18 protein-coding genes are annotated in these 18,051 nt (G+C 68.1%); all 18 read left to right on the forward strand.

All coding sequences use genetic code 11. The features are described 5' to 3' along the window. Positions 1–123: 123 nt before the first annotated feature. The 18 genes from QQY66_RS34835 (at position 124) to QQY66_RS34920 (ending at position 18,039) form a co-directional block, all read left to right on the forward strand. Positions 124–1,902: a trypsin-like serine protease gene (locus QQY66_RS34835; protein ID WP_301984296.1), complete on the forward strand. Its 1,779-nt coding sequence runs from the start codon at positions 124–126 to the stop codon at positions 1,900–1,902. A gap of 205 nt (positions 1,903–2,107) precedes the next feature. After that, complete coding sequence (locus tag QQY66_RS34840; protein ID WP_301984297.1) at positions 2,108–3,247, forward strand: LCP family protein; 1,140 nt, start codon at positions 2,108–2,110, stop codon at positions 3,245–3,247. A 196-nt stretch (positions 3,248–3,443) separates the two neighbouring features. Further along, positions 3,444–3,665: a 50S ribosomal protein L31 gene (rpmE, locus tag QQY66_RS34845; protein WP_301984298.1), complete on the forward strand. Its 222-nt coding sequence runs from the start codon at positions 3,444–3,446 to the stop codon at positions 3,663–3,665. Between the two features lie 105 nt (positions 3,666–3,770). Next, positions 3,771–4,847 carry a peptide chain release factor 1 gene (gene prfA / locus QQY66_RS34850; RefSeq protein WP_301984299.1) on the forward strand — a complete coding sequence of 359 codons (1,077 nt, stop codon included), beginning with the start codon at positions 3,771–3,773 and terminating at the stop codon, positions 4,845–4,847. An 88-nt stretch (positions 4,848–4,935) separates the two neighbouring features. Beyond that, positions 4,936–5,775: a peptide chain release factor N(5)-glutamine methyltransferase gene (gene prmC, locus QQY66_RS34855; RefSeq protein ID WP_210572573.1), complete on the forward strand. Its 840-nt coding sequence runs from the start codon at positions 4,936–4,938 to the stop codon at positions 5,773–5,775. Positions 5,776–5,827: 52 nt separating this feature from the next. Continuing rightward, positions 5,828–6,475: an L-threonylcarbamoyladenylate synthase gene (locus QQY66_RS34860; protein WP_301984300.1), complete on the forward strand. Its 648-nt coding sequence runs from the start codon at positions 5,828–5,830 to the stop codon at positions 6,473–6,475. Further along, a complete protein-coding gene (locus tag QQY66_RS34865) occupies positions 6,472–7,140 on the forward strand; it encodes a protein-tyrosine-phosphatase (RefSeq protein ID WP_301984301.1) in 669 nt (222 codons plus the stop codon). The genes QQY66_RS34860 and QQY66_RS34865 overlap by 4 nt, the downstream gene beginning before the upstream one ends. Positions 7,141–7,210: 70 nt before the next feature. Further along, the gene (gene glyA, locus QQY66_RS34870; RefSeq protein ID WP_301984302.1) at positions 7,211–8,449 is read left to right on the forward strand and encodes a serine hydroxymethyltransferase; all 1,239 of its coding nucleotides are present in this window, start codon (positions 7,211–7,213) and stop codon (positions 8,447–8,449) included. 140 nt (positions 8,450–8,589) lie between these two features. After that, positions 8,590–9,954, forward strand: a complete 1,365-nt coding sequence (locus QQY66_RS34875; protein WP_301984303.1) for an MraY family glycosyltransferase — start codon at positions 8,590–8,592, stop codon at positions 9,952–9,954. A 300-nt stretch (positions 9,955–10,254) separates the two neighbouring features. Continuing rightward, entirely contained in the window at positions 10,255–10,701 is a 447-nt protein-coding gene (locus QQY66_RS34880) for a hypothetical protein (protein ID WP_301987601.1), read from the forward strand. 210 nt (positions 10,702–10,911) lie between these two features. Continuing rightward, positions 10,912–11,757 (forward strand): F0F1 ATP synthase subunit A, encoded by an 846-nt coding sequence (gene atpB, locus QQY66_RS34885; protein ID WP_301984304.1) that lies wholly within the window; start codon positions 10,912–10,914, stop codon positions 11,755–11,757. A 75-nt stretch (positions 11,758–11,832) separates the two neighbouring features. After that, positions 11,833–12,054 (forward strand): ATP synthase F0 subunit C, encoded by a 222-nt coding sequence (gene atpE / locus QQY66_RS34890; protein WP_301984305.1) that lies wholly within the window; start codon positions 11,833–11,835, stop codon positions 12,052–12,054. A gap of 42 nt (positions 12,055–12,096) precedes the next feature. Next, the gene (locus tag QQY66_RS34895) at positions 12,097–12,654 is read left to right on the forward strand and encodes a F0F1 ATP synthase subunit B (RefSeq protein WP_301984306.1); all 558 of its coding nucleotides are present in this window, start codon (positions 12,097–12,099) and stop codon (positions 12,652–12,654) included. Then, a complete protein-coding gene (locus QQY66_RS34900) occupies positions 12,651–13,466 on the forward strand; it encodes a F0F1 ATP synthase subunit delta (protein WP_301984307.1) in 816 nt (271 codons plus the stop codon). The genes QQY66_RS34895 and QQY66_RS34900 overlap by 4 nt, the downstream gene beginning before the upstream one ends. A 123-nt stretch (positions 13,467–13,589) precedes the next feature. Beyond that, entirely contained in the window at positions 13,590–15,182 is a 1,593-nt protein-coding gene (gene atpA, locus QQY66_RS34905) for a F0F1 ATP synthase subunit alpha (protein ID WP_301984308.1), read from the forward strand. 21 nt (positions 15,183–15,203) lie between these two features. Then, positions 15,204–16,118, forward strand: coding sequence for a F0F1 ATP synthase subunit gamma (locus QQY66_RS34910; protein ID WP_301984309.1), 915 nt, complete (start codon positions 15,204–15,206; stop codon positions 16,116–16,118). After that, positions 16,119–17,555, forward strand: coding sequence for a F0F1 ATP synthase subunit beta (gene atpD / locus QQY66_RS34915; RefSeq protein ID WP_301984310.1), 1,437 nt, complete (start codon positions 16,119–16,121; stop codon positions 17,553–17,555). 112 nt (positions 17,556–17,667) lie between these two features. After that, on the forward strand, positions 17,668–18,039 hold the full coding sequence (locus tag QQY66_RS34920; protein WP_301984311.1) for a F0F1 ATP synthase subunit epsilon: 372 nt from the start codon (positions 17,668–17,670) through the stop codon (positions 18,037–18,039). Positions 18,040–18,051: the final 12 nt, after the last annotated feature.

Genomic DNA, 18,051 nt, shown 5'->3' on the forward strand with positions numbered 1-18,051 from the left:
CTGTTTCCAGGGAGCGGCCCTTTCTGTTGCCCTGGCTCGGTGTACGATCACGCGGCTCGGACTGTTTTTCGAATCTGTGGTCCGAACTTCTGATCCCGAGGGGGGACTTGAGTGGGTACATCCATGTCTGGGGGCGGTCGGCACAGACGCCGGTTGCGGATCGCTCTTCCGATCACGGCGGCCGGTGTGGCCGCGGCCGTTGCTGCTGCGCTGCTGAGTACGTCGGCCGGTGCCGCCACCGCGCTTCCGGAGCCGAGGAAGAAGCCCGCCATCAAGACGGTGCCGCTCGCCGAGCTGGAGAAGCGGGTCGCCGGTGCGGTCGCGGGTGACGACGCCGCGGGGGAGACGACCAGCAAGTCGTCGCTGAGCGCCGGCACCAGCAGCGGCACCATCGACGCGAAGATCATCGGCGGGTCCACCACGACGATCACCTCGGCGCCGTGGATGGCCCAGCTCTGGTACTCCGACGAGGCCAACGACCTCGGCTTCTTCTGCGGCGGCGCCGTCGTCGCGCCGACGAAGATCCTGACCGCCGCGCACTGCGTCAAGGGCTACAACTGGGCCGCCCACGGTGCGGTGGTGACCGGGACCTCGACGATGCCCGACGACTCGGGCAACACCAACGGCACGGTCTCGCAGCCGCTGCGCCAGTGGAGCCACGCGTCGTACAGCGCACGGACCATCGACAACGACATCGCGGTCATCACCCTGGCGACGCCGGTCAAGGCGACGCCGATCCGCATGACGACGTCCGCTGACACCGCCTCGTACGCCGCCGGGACCAGTGCCAAGGTCTACGGCTGGGGTCGTACGAGCTCCACCACCCAGGACGTCTCCGACACTCTGAAGACGGCCACGCTGCCGATCCAGTCGGACACGACCTGTGCCAACTACTACGGCGCCGACTTCGTCAAGGGCCACATGGTCTGCGCGGGCAAGCCCGCAAGCGGCAGCGACAGCGGTACGACGTCCGCCTGCAACGGCGACTCCGGTGGCCCGCTCGTCGTCAACAACCGCATCGTGGGTGTCGTGTCCTGGGGTGTCGTGAACTGCGTCGAGAAGGGCGCGTACAGCGTCTTCTCGAAGGTGAAGACGTATGTCGGTGCCGCCTACCCGCAGGTCGACGACGCCAACATGAGCCACACCGACGGCAGGGCCGACCTCTTCGTGCGCAACGCGTCCACGAAGACGGGCTACGAGAAGGACTCCAAGGGCACGTCGTTCGGCGCCCGGCAGAGCCTGGGCAACTGGAGCGGCGTCAACACCGTCCTGCAGACCGACCTCGACCGGGACGGCGTCCAGGACTTCGTGTACCGCGTCGCCTCCACCGGTGACGTCTACTGGATGCACTACGTGCGCTCCACGGAGACCTGGACCGAGAAGCAGATCTTCGACAACTGGAAGACCCGCACCCGGATCGTCACCCCCGGTGACCTGACCGGCGACTATCTGCCCGACCTGCTGTCCGTGGACTCCGGCGGCAAGCTGTGGCTCTACCCGGGCAAGGGCAACGGCTCCTTCTCGGCCCGTACACAGGTCGGCTCGGGCACGGGCTGGAACCAGTACAACAGCATGCGCGGCAAGGGTGACTTCAACGCCGACGGCAAGGCCGACGTGATCGTGCGCAACCGGAGCACCGGCGCCGTCTACCTGTACAAGGGAACCGGCAACGCCTCGAGCCCCTTCTTGGCCCGGGTCAAGGTGCGCACCTGGAGCAACACGACGTACAACGCCTTCGACGCCATCGGTGACGTCAACGGCGACAGCAAGGCCGACTTCCTGGCCCGTACGCCCGGCGGCACGCTCTATCTGTACAAGGGCACCGGAAAGGCCACGAGCGAGATCTTTGCCACAAGGGTCTCGGTCGGGACGGACTTCAAGCAGTACGACATCTTCGGCTGAAACAGCAGGTGAACGGGGTGCGTCCAGCACCACACGCCACGCACTGTGCCCACCGCCCCACGCGGTGGGCACAGTGCGTTGTGCAACCCTTTCCCGGGTTTCCCCGTCTGACCGGTCGGGGCGAAGATGGAGCGATACATGTCGCTTCGCCCGGGCCTGACCCTGAACGCGAGGGGTAACCGACCCGACGAGAACCGAGGAGCACATGTCTGCCGAGAGCACACCGGACCCCGGCATACCGGGGGAGTCCGGGACCACGGGCCCGCGCCACCGCGCCAAGGGCCGCCGCCGCAAGCCTCGCGGCAACCGCCGCAAGGGACTGCTCGTCACGGCCTGGGTGGCCGGGGGCATCGTGGTGCTGGGCGGCACCGGCGTCGGGTACGTGTACTTCAAGCTCAACGGCAACCTCAAGAGCGTCGACATCGACCAGGCCCTCGGCACCAACCGGCCCACCAAGGTCGACAACGGCTCCGAGAACATCCTCGTCCTGGGCTCCGACACCCGCTCCGGCTCCAACCAGAAGCTCGGCGGCGGTGCCGACGACGGCAGCGCCCGCTCCGACACCGCGATGATCGTGCACGTCTACAAGGGCCACAAGAAGGCCAGCGTGGTGTCCATCCCGCGTGACACCCTCATCGACCGTCCCGAGTGCACCGACACCAACGGCGACACCCACGACGCCGCGACCGACGTCATGTTCAACTCGGCGTACACCACCGGCGGCGCGGCCTGCGCGGTGAAGACCGTCGAGTCGCTCACCGACCTGCGCATGGACCACTACCTCGAGGTCGACTTCAGCGGCTTCCAGAAGCTCATCGACGAGCTCGGCGGCGTCAAGGTGACCACCAGCCGGGCCATCAACGACCCCGACAGCCACCTGGACCTCAAGGCCGGCACCCACAAGCTCACCGGCGAGCAGGCACTCGGCCTGGTCCGCACCCGGCACGGCGTCGGCGACGGCTCCGACCTCGGCCGGATCCAGCTCCAGCAGGCCTTCGTCAAGGCGCTCGTCGAGCAGGTCAAGGACGTCGGCCTCTTCACCAACCCGAAGAAGCTGTACGACCTCGCCGACACCGCCACCAAGGCCGTCACCACAGACTCCGACCTGGGCTCGGTCAACTCCCTCATGTCGTTCGCCAATGGCCTCAAGGGCATCAGCGCGAAGAACATGAACATGGTCACGATGCCGGTCCAGTACGACGCCGCCGACGCCAACCGCGTCCTCGTCGACGACACCAAGGCCCAGCAGGTCTGGACGGCCCTGAAGAACGACAAGCCGATCCCGAAGTCGGCGACGAAGGGTACGGCGACCGGTCAGGCCAACGGTGTGGTCAGCGCCGGTTAGGGGCGCGGGGCTGTATCAATTTGCGGCTCCGCCGCGTGGGCGCGCTCAGCCCCCACCGACCCGCAGGGAATAGACGACACCCACCCCCCGTTTTGGGGGATGGCCCCAGTCCTGGCAGACTGGTACGTCGGCCCCGGTTCACGCCTCCGCACCCCGCGGCTGCGACCCGGCGCCCTCCCGAAACTAGGAGACACCCTTGAAGCGCGACATCCACCCCGAGTACGTCGAGACGCAGGTCAGCTGCACCTGTGGCGCGTCGTTCACCACTCGCAGCACGATCTCCAGCGGTTCCATCCGCGCCGAGGTCTGCTCCGAGTGCCACCCGTTCTACACGGGCAAGCAGAAGATCCTCGACACCGGTGGCCGTGTGGCCCGCTTCGAGGCCCGCTTCGGCAAGGCTGCCGGCTCCAAGAAGTAGCGAGCCCCATTTCGCCGGTCCACGGCCGCGCCCCTCTTCGGCGCGCCGGGACCGGCGTTTTTGGTCGTCCGCCCTTCACCCACGTACGTACAACAGGAGCCAGAGATGTTCGAGGCCGTCGAGGAGCTCATCGCCGAGCACGCCGACCTGGAGAAGAAGCTCGCCGACCCGTCGGTCCACGCCGACCAGGCCAACGCGCGCAAGCTGAACAAGCGCTACGCCGAGCTCACCCCGATCGTCGCCACGTACCGCTCCTGGAAGCAGATGGGCGGCGACATCGAGACGGCCCGTGAACTCGGCGCCGACGACCCGGAGTTCGCCGCCGAGGTGAAGGAGCTGGAGAAGCAGCGTGAGGAGCTGACGGAGAAGCTGCGGCTGCTCCTCGTTCCGCGCGACCCCAGCGACGACAAGGACGTGATCCTCGAGATCAAGGCGGGCGCGGGCGGTGACGAGTCCGCTCTGTTCGCCGGTGACCTGCTGCGGATGTATCTGCGGTACGCCGAGCGGATCGGTTGGAAGACCGAGATCATCGACGCCACCGAGTCCGAGCTGGGCGGCTACAAGGACGTCCAGGTCGCCGTGAAGACCAAGGGCGGCCAGGGCGCCACCGAGCCGGGTCAGGGTGTCTGGGCGCGGCTGAAGTACGAGGGCGGCGTGCACCGCGTACAGCGTGTGCCGGCCACCGAGTCCCAGGGCCGTATCCACACCTCCGCGGCCGGTGTGCTGGTGACGCCCGAGGCCGAAGAGGTCGACGTCGAGATCAACCCGAACGACCTCCGGATCGACGTCTACCGCTCCTCCGGACCCGGCGGACAGTCCGTCAACACGACCGACTCCGCCGTGCGCATCACGCACATTCCCACCGGAGTGGTCGCCTCCTGCCAGAACGAGAAGAGCCAGCTGCAGAACAAGGAGCAGGCACTGCGTATCCTGCGCTCCAGGCTGCTCGCCGCGGCGCAGGAGGAGGCGGAGAAGGAGGCCGCCGACGCCCGCCGCAGCCAGGTCCGCACCGTCGACCGCTCCGAGAAGATCCGTACGTACAACTTCCCGGAGAATCGCATCTCGGACCACCGCGTCGGATTCAAGGCGTACAACCTGGACCAGGTCCTGGACGGCGAACTCGACGCGGTGATCCAGGCCTGCGTCGACGCGGACTCGGCCGCCAAGCTCGCAGCCGCGTAGAGCCGTGTAAGGGACGTACGAGAAGGACCAGTACCGGAGGACATGCGTGCAGCCATCATTTGGGGGGCGACCCTCAAGTCCCCGCAGCGTGCTGCTCGCTGAGGTAGCTCAGGCCACCCAGCGGCTGGCCGACGCCGGCGTGCCCTCGCCGCGCAACGACGCGGAGGAGCTCGCCGCGTTCGTGCACGGCGTGAAGCGGGGCGAGCTGCACACCGTCAAGGACGCCGACTTCGACGCCCGGTACTGGGAGGTCATCGCCCGCCGTGAGCAGCGCGAGCCGCTCCAGCACATCACCGGGCGGGCCTACTTCCGCTATCTCGAACTCCAAGTCGGGCCCGGGGTGTTCGTCCCGCGCCCCGAGACCGAGTCGGTCGTCGGCTGGGCCATAGACGCCGTACGCGCCATGGACGTCGTGGAGCCACTCATCGTGGACCTGTGCACCGGCTCCGGCGCCATCGCGCTCGCCCTCGCCCAGGAGGTCCCGCGCTCCCGTGTGCACGCCGTGGAGCTGTCCGAGGACGCCCTTCAGTGGACCCGCAAGAACGTGGCGGGGTCCAGGGTCGACCTGCGCCAGGGCGACGCCCTCACCGCCTTCCCGGACCTCGACGGCCAGGTCGACCTGGTGATCTCCAACCCGCCGTACATCCCGCTGACGGAATGGGAGTACGTCAATCCCGAGGCGAGGGACTACGATCCCGAACTCGCCCTGTTCTCCGGCGAGGACGGCCTCGACCTCATCCGCGGCCTGGAACGGACTGCACACCGGCTCCTGCGCCCCGGCGGGGTCGTCGTCATCGAGCACGCCGACACCCAGGGCGGCCAGGTGCCGTGGATCTTCACCGAGGAGCGGGGCTGGGCCGACGCGGCCGACCACCCCGACCTGAACAACCGCCCACGGTTCGCGACGGCCCGCAAGGCGCTGCCGTGACCGGCCCGCAGACTGTTGTCCCGAAGTACGTGTACGAGGAGGCCCGCTAGATATGGCACGGCGATACGACACCAATGACGCGACCGACCGCACCACCGGTCTGCGTGAGGCCGCGTCCGCCGTCCGCCGTGGCGAACTCGTGGTCCTCCCCACCGACACGGTGTACGGCATCGGTGCCGACGCGTTCTCCTCGGAAGCCGTCACCGACCTGCTCGAGGCCAAGGGGCGGGGCCGCAATATGCCCACCCCGGTCCTCATCGGCTCCCCGAACACCTTGCACGGCCTGGTCACGGACTTCTCCGAGATGGCCTGGGAACTGGTCGACGCCTTCTGGCCGGGCGCGCTGACGCTGGTCGCCAAGCACCAGCCGTCGCTCCAGTGGGACTTGGGGGACACCCGGGGCACGGTCGCCGTGCGCATGCCGCTGCACCCGGTCGCCATCGAACTGCTCACCGAGGTCGGCCCCATGGCCGTGTCGTCGGCGAACCTCACCGGCCACCCGGCGCCGGAGGACTGTGACGCCGCGCAGGGCATGCTGGGCGACTCGGTGTCCGTCTACCTCGACGGCGGGCCCACGCCCGGCAACGTGCCCTCCTCCATCGTCGACGTCACCCGCGAGGTGCCGCTGCTGCTGCGTGCGGGCGCCCTCTCGGCGGAGGAGCTGCGCAAGGTCGTACCCGACCTCGAGGTGGCCAATTGACAGCCCCTGACGCGGGGCGTGGCATATGGAACGGGGAAGAGACGGGGACCTTCGGGCTTCCACTGGACAGCTTCCGCATCCTCCACGTCAGCACCGGCAACGTGTGCCGCTCGCCGATCACCGAGCGGCTGACCCGTCATGCCCTGGCGGACCGGCTCGGCGACCCGCTGTGGGGCGGGCTGATCGTGGAGAGCGCGGGCACCTGGGGCCATGAGGGTGCGCCCATGGAGGCCAACGCGGAGACCGTGCTGGCCGACTTCGGCGCGGACGCCTCCGGGTTCGTCGGGCGGGAACTGCTGGACGACCACGTGATCCGCGCCGACCTGGTGCTGACCGCCACCCGCGACCACCGGGCGCAGGTCATCTCCATGGGGCACTCCGCCGGCCTGCGCACCTTCACCCTCAAGGAGTTCACCCGCCTGGTGAAGGCGATCGACCCGGCGACGCTGCCTCCGCTGGAGGACGGAATGGTCGCCCGGGCGCGTGCGCTTGTCCGCGCCGCAGCAGCTCTACGCGGGTGGCTCCTGGCCCCCACGGCGCAGGCGGACGAGGTGTACGACCCCTACGGCGCCCCGCTGACGTTCTTCCGCTCCGTCGGCGACGAAATAAACCAGGCGCTGGACCCGGTCGTCACCGCACTCACAGGCGTACCCGCCAGGACGTGACAACCGAGCGCCCCTGAGGTCCCGGGCCTACATTGGTGCTACGTCAGTGTCGACGCTCCGGGAGCCCACCATGACGGTCACCCATACCCTCGATGCCGATGTGCTGCGCCGCCAGGATCCCGAACTGGCGGGGATTCTGCTCGGGGAGCTGGAACGGCAGTCGACGACGTTGCAGTTGATCGCCGCCGAGAACTTCACGTCACCGGCGGTGCTGGCGGCGCTCGGGTCGCCGCTCGCCAACAAGTACGCGGAGGGCTATCCCGGGGCCCGGCACCACGGCGGCTGCGAGATCGTCGACGTCGCCGAGCGCATCGCCGTCGACCGGGCCAAGGCGCTGTTCGGGGCGGAGCACGCCAATGTGCAGTCCCACTCCGGATCATCGGCCGTCCTCGCCGCGTACGCCGCCCTGCTGCGGCCCGGCGACACCGTCCTCGCCCTGGGCCTGCCGCACGGCGGCCACCTCACCCACGGCTCGCCCGCGAACTTCTCCGGCCGCTGGTTCGACTTCGTCGGCTACGGCGTGGACGCGGAGACCGGGCTCATCGACCACGACCAGGTGCGCACCCTCGCCCGTACCCATCGGCCCAAGGCGATCGTGTGCGGGTCCATCGCCTACCCGCGGCACATCGACTACGCCCTGTTCCGTGAGGTCGCCGACGAGGTGGGCGCCTATCTGATCGCCGACGCCGCGCACCCGATCGGGCTGGTCGCCGGGGGAGCGGCGCCCAGTCCGGTGCCGTACGCCGATGTCGTCTGTGCCACCACGCACAAGGTGCTGCGGGGTCCGCGCGGCGGCATGATCCTGTGCGGCCACGAACTGGCCGAGCGGGTCGACCGGGCCGTGTTCCCCTTCACCCAGGGCGGCGCCCAGATGCACACCGTCGCCGCCAAGGCGGTCGCCTTCGGGGAGGCCGCCACTCCCGCCTTCACCGTGTACGCCCATCAGGTCGTCGCCAATGCGAGGGTCCTCGCGGCGGGACTGGCCGACGAGGGGTTCGTCGTCACCACGGGCGGGACGGACACGCATCTCATCACCGCCGACCCGGCGCCCCTCGGCGTCGACGGACGGACCGCCCGGGGCCGGCTCGCCGCCGCCGGGATGGTCATGGACTGCTGTGCGCTGCCGCACGGCGACGCCCGCGGACTGCGGCTGGGCACGGCGGCGGTGACCACTCAAGGCATGGGGGAGGAGGAGATGGGATCCATCGCCGCCCTGCTCGCGGGGGTGCTGCGCGGCACGGTCGACAGTCAGCGGGCTCGTGAAGAAGTGCGGGAGCTGGCCGGTAGATTTCCGCCGTATCCCGGCTGAGCGGGGGTAGGCGCAACCGAGTGCACAGCCACGCGTGCAACCATCGTCGCTACCCGGTAGTCCCCACACATATGCGTTCCGTATGAGACCGTCGCTAGGGTGTGGGGCTGAGATGGCCAGCGAGACCTGTGGGGAAGCCTGTGCGTGAATACCTGCTGACGCTCTGCATCACGGCCGCGGTGACGTACCTGCTGACAGGGCCGGTACGGAAGTTCGCGATCGTGGCCGGAGCGATGCCGCAGATCCGGGCACGTGACGTGCACCGGGAACCCACTCCGCGGCTCGGCGGGATCGCGATGTTCTTCGGCCTGTGCGCGGGCCTGCTGGTCGCCGACCACCTCACCAACCTGAACGAGGTCTTCGCCGAGTCCAACGAACCGCGCGCCCTGCTCTCCGGCGCGGCCCTGATCTGGCTGATCGGCGTCCTGGACGACAAGTTCGAGATCGACGCCCTGATCAAGCTGGGCGGCCAGATGATCGCCGCCGGCGTCATGGTCATGCAGGGTCTGACGATCCTGTGGCTGCCGATCCCGGGCGTCGGAAACGTCGCGCTGACCCAGTGGCAGGGCACCCTGCTGACGGTCGCGCTGGTCGTCATCACCATCAACGCGGTGAACTTCGTCGACGGCCTCGACGGCCTCGCGGCGGGCATGGTGGGCATCGCGTCGACCGCGTTCTTCCTCTACGCCTACCGGGTCTGGGTGTCGTACGGCATCGAGGCCGCCGCCCCGGCCACGCTGTTCGCGGCGATCCTGATGGGCATGTGCCTGGGCTTCCTGCCGCACAACATGCACCCCGCGCGGATCTTCATGGGCGACTCCGGCTCGATGCTCATCGGGCTGGTGCTGGCGGCGGGCGCGATCTCCATCACGGGACAGGTCGACCCGGACGCGCTGAAGCTGTTCGCGGGCTCCGAGAAGGCGGCCGTGCATCAGACGGTGCCGGTCTACATCCCGCTGCTGCTGCCGCTGACGATCATCGCGATCCCGGCGGCCGACCTGGTGCTCGCGATCGTGCGCCGCACCTGGCGCGGTCAGTCGCCGTTCGCCGCCGACCGTGGCCACCTGCACCACCGCCTCCTGGAGATCGGCCACTCGCACAGCCGCGCGGTGCTGATCATGTACTTCTGGTCGGCGCTGATCGCGTTCGGCGCGCTCGCCTACTCGGTGAACTCGGCGTCGATGTGGATCGTGCTCGGCATCGTCTTCCTGAGCTTCATCGGCCTGGTCCTGCTCTTGCTGCCCCGCTTCACCCCGCGCGCCCCGCGCTGGGCGGAGGCCTTCGTGCCGCCGCGCTATCGCCGCAAGGCCGTTGTGGAGCCGGAACCGGAGGCGGCGGAGGACCGGGGGGAGGCGGACGAGGACGAGGCGTCCGTCCCGGTCGTCGAGGAGCCCCGCACCCCGGTCGCCGCGGGCGTCTCCCGGGTCAACGGAGTCAACGGCTCGACCGCTCTCGGCGCCCGTCCGCGCTTCCTGGATCGGCGCAAGGCCGGAACGTCGCGCTGACGCTCAAGGTAAGAATCTGACTAGAGCATTGCCAACTCGTGGGGGAACGAAGATCCCCAATACCAGACAAACGGATGCTGTTTCTGCACAAACGCGCAGTGTCACTCTCACGTGTGACACCCAGCACAGCCACTAGGTAAAGACCTCATCAAATAGTTTGTGATACGGTTCACGAGAACCCCGGGACACAGTCGAAGGGCCGCAGTGCGACGGCCCATTGGCGTGAGGACCACTCCCCACCCGGGGCTACGCTCGTCCATGACGACACCCCTGCCCCCCTGCGAAAGCGGAGTTGCCGCCATGCCGTCCAATGACGTCCGGATCCTGCTCCAGGCCGCTGTGCCCACAGCTGCCGTCGGCGCGATTGCCGCCGTCGTCAGCGGTGTGGTCGCCGGTGGCGAAGGGGCGGTCGGGGCCGTCGTCGCGACGCTGGTGGTGATCCTCTTCATGGGGATCGGTCTCTACGTTCTGCAGCGCACTGCCAAATCGCTTCCGCACCTTTTCCAGGCGATGGGTCTGATGCTGTACGCGGCACAGATTCTTCTGCTGTTCATCTTCCTCGCCGCGTTCAAGAACACCACCCTGTTCAACCCCCGGGCCTTCGCCCTCACGCTCGTCGCCGGCACCCTCGCCTGGATCGCCGCGCAGACGCGTGCCCACATGAAAGCCAAGATTCTCTACGTCGAACCGGACTCGTCCGCCCCCAAGAACGGCGACAAGCCCGAGAAGACGGGGCACTCGTCGTGAGAGGTAGGGCCGGGATAAAGGCGTATGAGAGACCCTGCTATCGTCCGGTGCCAACTGCGGCATCGCGGGCGCGGGCATCTGAGCTGACGCCTGCTCACACGCAGGGCGAGATGCCCCACAGCCGCCCCCACATCCGTAACACCAGTCCCGTGCCGAACCGCGGCTGCGCGCCGCGCCGACACAACGAGGTTGCCGTACCTATGCGCCACGATGAAGGAGCCCGCGGTGAGTGCTGACCCGACGCAGGCCCTCGCCTTCGACACGAACTGCCACCTCTTCGACGGATGTGGCTTCGACACTGTCGCTCCGGGCCTGCACTCGTTCCTGTTCGAGCCGCTCATGGGCGACGCGGACGGCAACGCCTTCTACTTCAACAAGCCGATGCTGCTCGCCCTGCTGGGTTCGATCATCGTGGTGGGCTTCTTCTGGGCCGCGTTCGCCAGGCCGAAGGTCGTGCCCGGCAAGCTCCAGATGATCGCCGAAGCCGGCTACGACTTCGTACGCCGCGGCATCGTCTACGAGACGATCGGCAAGAAGGAGGGCGAGAAGTACGTTCCGCTCGCGGTCTCCCTCTTCTTCTTCATCTGGATGATGAACCTCTGGTCGATCGTCCCGGTCGCCGCCTTCCCGGTGACGTCGATCATCGCCTACCCGCTGGTCCTGGCGCTGATCGTCTACATCCTGTGGGTCTCGCTGACCTTCAAGCGGCACGGCTTCGTCGGAGCCTTCAAGAACTTCTCCGGCTACGACAAGTCGCTGGGCGCGGTGCTCCCGCTGTCCATGACCATCGAGCTCGCCTCGAACCTGCTGGTCCGTCCGTTCACGCACGCGGTGCGACTCTTCGCGAACATGTTCGCCGGCCACACCCTGCTGCTGCTCTTCACGATCGCCAGCTGGTACATGCTCAACGGCATCGGTATCGCCTACTCAGGTGTCTCGTTCGTGATGGTCATCGTGATGACCGCCTTCGAGCTCTTCATCCAGGCGGTTCAGGCGTACGTCTTCGTCCTCCTGACCTGCACCTTCATCCAGGGCGCGCTCGCCGAGCACCACTGAGCACCGCCCCGCAACGCCCCCATAGCCGTCCGGTGGCCAACCCCCACCGGTCCGTAAAGAGAAGGAAGAACTGGCATGTCCAACATTGCTGCTGTCACCGGTGACCTCGGTTCCGTCGGTTACGGTCTTGCGGCCATCGGCCCCGGCGTCGGCGTTGGCATCATCTTCGGTAACGGCACCCAGGCCCTCGCCCGCCAGCCCGAGGCGGCCGGCCTGATCCGCGCCAACCAGATCCTCGGCTTCGCCTTCTGTGAGGCGCTCGCCCTGATCGGTCTCGTCATGCCGTTCGTCTACTAGGACGAGCCCTGACGACCGACCCTTTCGACGAAAGGCACTGATGTGACGACCACATCCGCCCTGGTCTTCCTGGCGGCTGAGGGTGAGAAGGAAAACCCTCTCATTCCGCCGTGGCCGGAAGTTGTCATCGGCCTGATCGCCTTCGTCATCGTCTTCGGCTTCCTCGCCAAGAAGCTCCTCCCGACCATCAACAAGGTTCTGGAAGAGCGTCGCGAGGCCATCGAGGGCGGTATCGAAAAGGCCGAGGCCGCGCAGACCGAGGCCCAGAGCGTCCTTGAGCAGTACAAGGCCCAGCTCGCCGAGGCCCGGCACGAGGCCGCGCGACTGCGCCAGGAGGCGCAGGAGCAGGGCGCCACGCTCATCGCCGAGATGCGCGCGGAGGGCCAGCGGCAGCGTGAGGAGATCATCGCCGCCGGTCACGCCCAGATCGAGGCCGACCGCAAGGCCGCCTCGTCGGCGCTGCGCCAGGACGTCGGCAAGATCGCCACCGACCTGGCAGGCAAGCTCGTCGGCGAGTCCCTCGAGGACCACGCCCGGCAGAGCCGTGTGATCGACCGCTTCCTCGACGAGCTCGACGAGAAGGCCGAGGCCACCCGATGAACGGAGCGAGCCGCGAGGCCCTGGCAGCCGCACGCGAGCGTCTCGACGCGCTGACGGACAACACGTCCGTGGACGCCGGCTCGCTCGCCGACGAGCTGGCCTCCCTCACCGCGCTGCTGCACCGCGAGGTGTCGCTGCGTCGGGTCCTGACCGACCCGGCGCAGTCCGGCGAGGCCAAGGCCGACCTGGCCCAGCGCCTCATCGGCGGCCAAGTCGGCGGCGAGGCCGCCGACCTGCTGTCCGGCATGGTGCGCTCCCGCTGGTCGCAGTCGCGCAACCTGGTGGACGCGCTGGAGGAGCTGGCGAACATCGCCGACTTCACCGCCGCGCAGAAGGCGGGCACGCTCGACGACGTCGAGGACGAGCTGTTCCGGTTCGGCCGGATCAGCTCCTCCAGCACCGAGCTGCGCGCCGCGCTCACCAACCGGTCCGCGACGACCTCCGCCAAGAGCGAGCTGCTGCGCAGCCTGCTCGGTGGCCGGTCCGCCGCGACCACCGAGCGTCTGGTGACGCGCCTTGTGACCGTGCCGCGGGGACGTAGCCTGGAAGCGGGACTTGAGTCCCTGTCCAAGCTCGCCGCCGAGCGCCGCGACCGGATGGTGGCCGTGGTCACCTCGGCGGTACCGCTGAGCGACGGGCAGAAGCAGCGCCTGGGCGCCGCCCTGGCGAAGCTCTACGGCCGTCCGATGCACCTCAACCTGGACGTGGACCCCGAGGTCCTCGGCGGGATCCGGGTGCAGGTCGGTGACGAGGTCATCAACGGCTCGATGGCGGACCGCATCGAGGACGCCGGCCGCCGACTGGCGAGCTAACAGCAACTTCATAAGCAGTACGTGTACCTACGGCCCGGTTGGGCCGTGCAGAGGATTCCTGGGGGTCGCCCCCAGACCCCCAAGTTGAAACTTCGGGCCCAACAAGGAGAGCAGGGAACCCAGATGGCGGAGCTCACGATCCGGCCGGAGGAGATCCGGGACGCGCTGGAGACGTTTGTCCAGTCGTACAAGCCGGACGCGGCCTCGCGCGAGGAGGTCGGTACGGTCACCCTTGCCGGCGACGGCATCGCGAAGGTCGAGGGTCTTCCCTCGGCCATGGCCAACGAACTGCTGAAGTTCGAGGACGGCACCCTCGGCCTCGCGCTCAACCTGGAAGAGCGCGAGATCGGCGCCGTCGTCCTCGGTGAGTTCAGCGGCATCGAGGAGGGCCAGCCGGTCTCCCGTACCGGCGAGGTCCTGTCCGTGGCTGTCGGCGAGGGCTACCTCGGCCGCGTCGTCGACCCGCTCGGCACCCCGATCGACGGCCTCGGCGAGATCGAGACCGACGGCCGCCGCGCCCTCGAGCTGCAGGCTCCGGGCGTCATGGTCCGTAAGTCGGTGCACGAGCCGATGGAGACCGGCTACAAGGCCGTCGACACGATGACCCCGATCGGCCGCGGCCAGCGTCAGCTGATCATCGGCGACCGTCAGACCGGCAAGACCGCTCTGGCCGTCGACACGATCATCAACCAGCGCGACAACTGGCGCTCGGGCGACCCGAAGAAGCAGGTCCGCTGCATCTACGTCGCCATCGGTCAGAAGGGCTCGACCATCGCCTCCGTGCGTGGTGCCCTCGAAGAGGCCGGCGCCCTGGAGTACACGACCATCGTCGCCGCCCCGGCGTCCGACCCGGCCGGCTTCAAGTACCTGGCGCCGTACACCGGTTCGGCCATCGGCCAGCACTGGATGTACGAGGGCAAGCACGTCCTCATCATCTTCGACGACCTCTCCAAGCAGGCCGACGCCTACCGCGCCGTGTCCCTGCTGCTGCGCCGCCCGCCGGGCCGCGAGGCCTACCCGGGTGACGTCTTCTACCTGCACTCCCGTCTGCTGGAGCGCTGCGCCAAGCTCTCCGACGACATGGGTGCCGGCTCGATGACCGGTCTGCCGATCGTCGAGACCAAGGCCAACGACGTCTCGGCGTTCATTCCGACCAACGTCATCTCCATCACCGACGGCCAGTGCTTCCTGGAGTCCGACCTGTTCAACGCCGGTCAGCGTCCGGCCCTGAACGTCGGTATCTCGGTCTCCCGAGTCGGTGGCTCCGCTCAGCACAAGGCGATCCGGCAGATTACCGGCCGTCTGCGCGTGGACCTCGCCCAGTTCCGTGAGCTGGAGGCGTTCGCCGCCTTCGGTTCCGACCTGGACGCCGCGTCGAAGGCGCAGCTGGAGCGCGGTCAGCGCATGGTCGAGCTGCTGAAGCAGCCGCAGTACCAGCCGATGTCCACCGAGGACCAGGTCGTCTCCATCTGGGCCGGCACCACCGGCAAGATGGACGAGGTGCCGGTGAACGACATCCGCCGCTTCGAGAAGGAGCTGCTGGAGTACCTGCACCGCAAGGAGCAGGGCCTGCTCACCTCCATCCGGGAGGGCGGCAAGATGTCCGACGACACGCTGCAGGCCATGGCCGACGCGGTCGCGGAGTTCAAGAAGCAGTTCGAGACCTCGGACGGCAAGCTGCTCGGCGAGGAATCGGCCGTCAGCGTCTCCAAGTGACGTAAGGAAGGGACCTGACTCATGGGAGCCCAGCTCCGGGTCTACAAGCGTCGCATCCGATCCGTCACCGCGACCAAGAAGATCACCAAGGCGATGGAGATGATCGCCGCCTCGCGCGTCGTCAAGGCGCAGCGCAAGGTGGTGGCGTCCACGCCGTACGCGCGGGAACTGACCCGCGCGGTCACGGCGGTCGGTACCGGCTCGAACACCAAGCACCCGCTGACCACCCAGGCCGACACGGTCACCCGGTCCGCGGTGCTGCTCCTGACGAGCGACCGTGGTCTCGCCGGTGCCTTCAACTCCAACGCCATCAAGGCGGCGGAGCAGCTGACCGAGCGCCTGGAGCGCGAGGGCAAGCAGGTCGACGTCTACGTCGTCGGCCGGCGCGGTGTCGCCCACTACAACTTCCGTGAGCGCAAGATCACGGAGTCGTGGACCGGGTTCACGGACCAGCCGTCGTACGCGGACGCCAAGAAGATCGCGGCTCCGCTGATCGAGGCCATCGAGACGGAGACGGCTCAGGGCGGCGTGGACGAGCTCCACATCGTCTACACCGAGTTCGTGTCGATGATGACGCAGACGGCGCAGGACGCGCGCCTGCTGCCACTCAGCCTCGAAGAGGTCGCACAGGAGGCGCCGAAGGGCGAGATCCTCCCCCTGTACGACTTCGAGCCCTCGGCGGAGGACGTCCTCGACGCCCTGCTGCCGCGCTACGTGGAAAGCCGTATCTACAACGCGCTGCTCCAGTCGGCCGCTTCGAAGCACGCCGCCACCCGGCGCGCGATGAAGTCGGCCACCGACAACGCCGGCGACCTCATCGAGAACCTCACCCGGCTTGCCAACCAGGCCCGCCAGGCCGAAATCACCCAGGAAATCAGCGAGATCGTCGGAGGCGCGAGCGCCCTGGCCGACGCGACCGCGGGGAGTGACTACTAAATGACCACCACTGTTGAGACCGCGACGGCTACGGGCCGCGTCGCCCGGGTCATCGGCCCGGTCGTCGACGTGGAGTTCCCCGTCGACGCGATGCCGGAGATCTACAACGCCCTCCACGTCGAGGTCTCCGACCCGGCGAACGCCGGCGAGAAGAAGACGCTGACCCTCGAGGTCGCCCAGCACCTGGGCGGCGGTCTGGTCCGCGCCATCTCCATGCAGCCCACCGACGGCCTGGTCCGTCAGGCCCCGGTGACCGACACCGGCTCGGGCATCACCGTCCCGGTCGGCGACTTCACCAAGGGCAAGGTGTTCAACACCCTCGGTGAGGTGCTGAACACCGACGAGACCTACGACGGCGAGCGCTGGTCCATCCACCGCAAGGCTCCCGCCTTCGACCAGCTCGAGTCCAAGACCGAGATGTTCGAGACCGGCCTGAAGGTCGTCGACCTGCTGACCCCGTACGTCAAGGGCGGCAAGATCGGTCTGTTCGGTGGTGCCGGTGTCGGCAAGACCGTGCTGATCCAGGAAATGATCATGCGTGTCGCCAACCTCCACGAGGGCGTCTCCGTCTTCGCGGGCGTCGGCGAGCGCACCCGTGAGGGCAACGACCTCATCGCGGAGATGGAAGAGTCCGGCGTTCTGGACAAGACCGCCCTGGTCTTCGGTCAGATGGACGAGCCCCCGGGCACCCGTCTGCGCGTCGCCCTGGCCGGTCTGACCATGGCGGAGTACTTCCGCGATGTGCAGAAGCAGGACGTGCTGTTCTTCATCGACAACATCTTCCGCTTCACCCAGGCCGGTTCCGAGGTGTCCACCCTGCTCGGCCGTATGCCGTCCGCGGTGGGTTACCAGCCGAACCTGGCGGACGAGATGGGTCAGCTCCAGGAGCGGATCACCTCGACGCGTGGTCACTCGATCACCTCGATGCAGGCGATCTACGTCCCCGCGGACGACCTGACCGACCCGGCCCCGGCCACCACGTTCGCCCACCTCGACGCGACGACGGTTCTTTCCCGTCCGATCTCGGAGAAGGGCATCTACCCGGCCGTGGACCCGCTGGACTCCACGTCCCGCATCCTGGACCCGCGCTACATCGCGCAGGACCACTACGACACCGCCATGCGGGTCAAGACGATCCTGCAGAAGTACAAGGACCTCCAGGACATCATCGCGATCCTCGGTATCGACGAGCTGGGCGAAGAGGACAAGCTCGTCGTCCACCGTGCCCGTCGCGTGGAGCGCTTCCTGTCCCAGAACACCCACGCCGCCAAGCAGTTCACCGGCGTGGACGGTTCGGACGTACCGTTGGAAGAGTCGATCGCCGCGTTCAACTCGATCTGCGACGGTGAGTACGACCACTTCCCGGAGCAGGCGTTCTTCATGTGCGGTGGTCTCGAGGACCTGAGGAAGAACGCGAAGGAGCTGGGCGTCTCCTGAGCTCGCGCTCTTGACTGAGGGGGCGGGCGCGTCCCGCCCCCTCAGTCACGCCTACTAGACTTGTACCCAACACCCGGCAACAAGAGCCGGGTGGTGACCCGAGGAGCCACCCTTGGCTGCTGAGCTGCACGTCGCGCTGGTCGCGGCCGACCGAGAGGTCTGGTCCGGCGAGGCCACCCTGGTCGTCGCGCGCACCACGTCCGGCGACATCGGCGTCATGCCCGGTCACCAGCCGCTGCTCGGTGTGCTGGAGTCGGGCCCGGTGACCATCCGTACGAGTGATGGTGGGACGGTCGTCGCCGCGGTGCACGGCGGTTTCATCTCGTTCGCGGACAACAAGCTGTCGCTGCTGGCCGAGATCGCCGAGCTGTCGGACGAGATCGATGTCCAGCGCGCCGAGCGGGAGCTCGAACGCGCGAAGGCGGAGGGCGATGCCACCGCCGAGCGGCGCGCGGACGTACGACTGCGTGCGGCGGCGGGCTGACACTGCTCACCG

The organism is Streptomyces sp. DG2A-72 (assembly GCF_030499575.1).
In the GTDB taxonomy this organism is placed as follows: Bacteria; Actinomycetota; Actinomycetes; order Streptomycetales; family Streptomycetaceae; genus Streptomyces.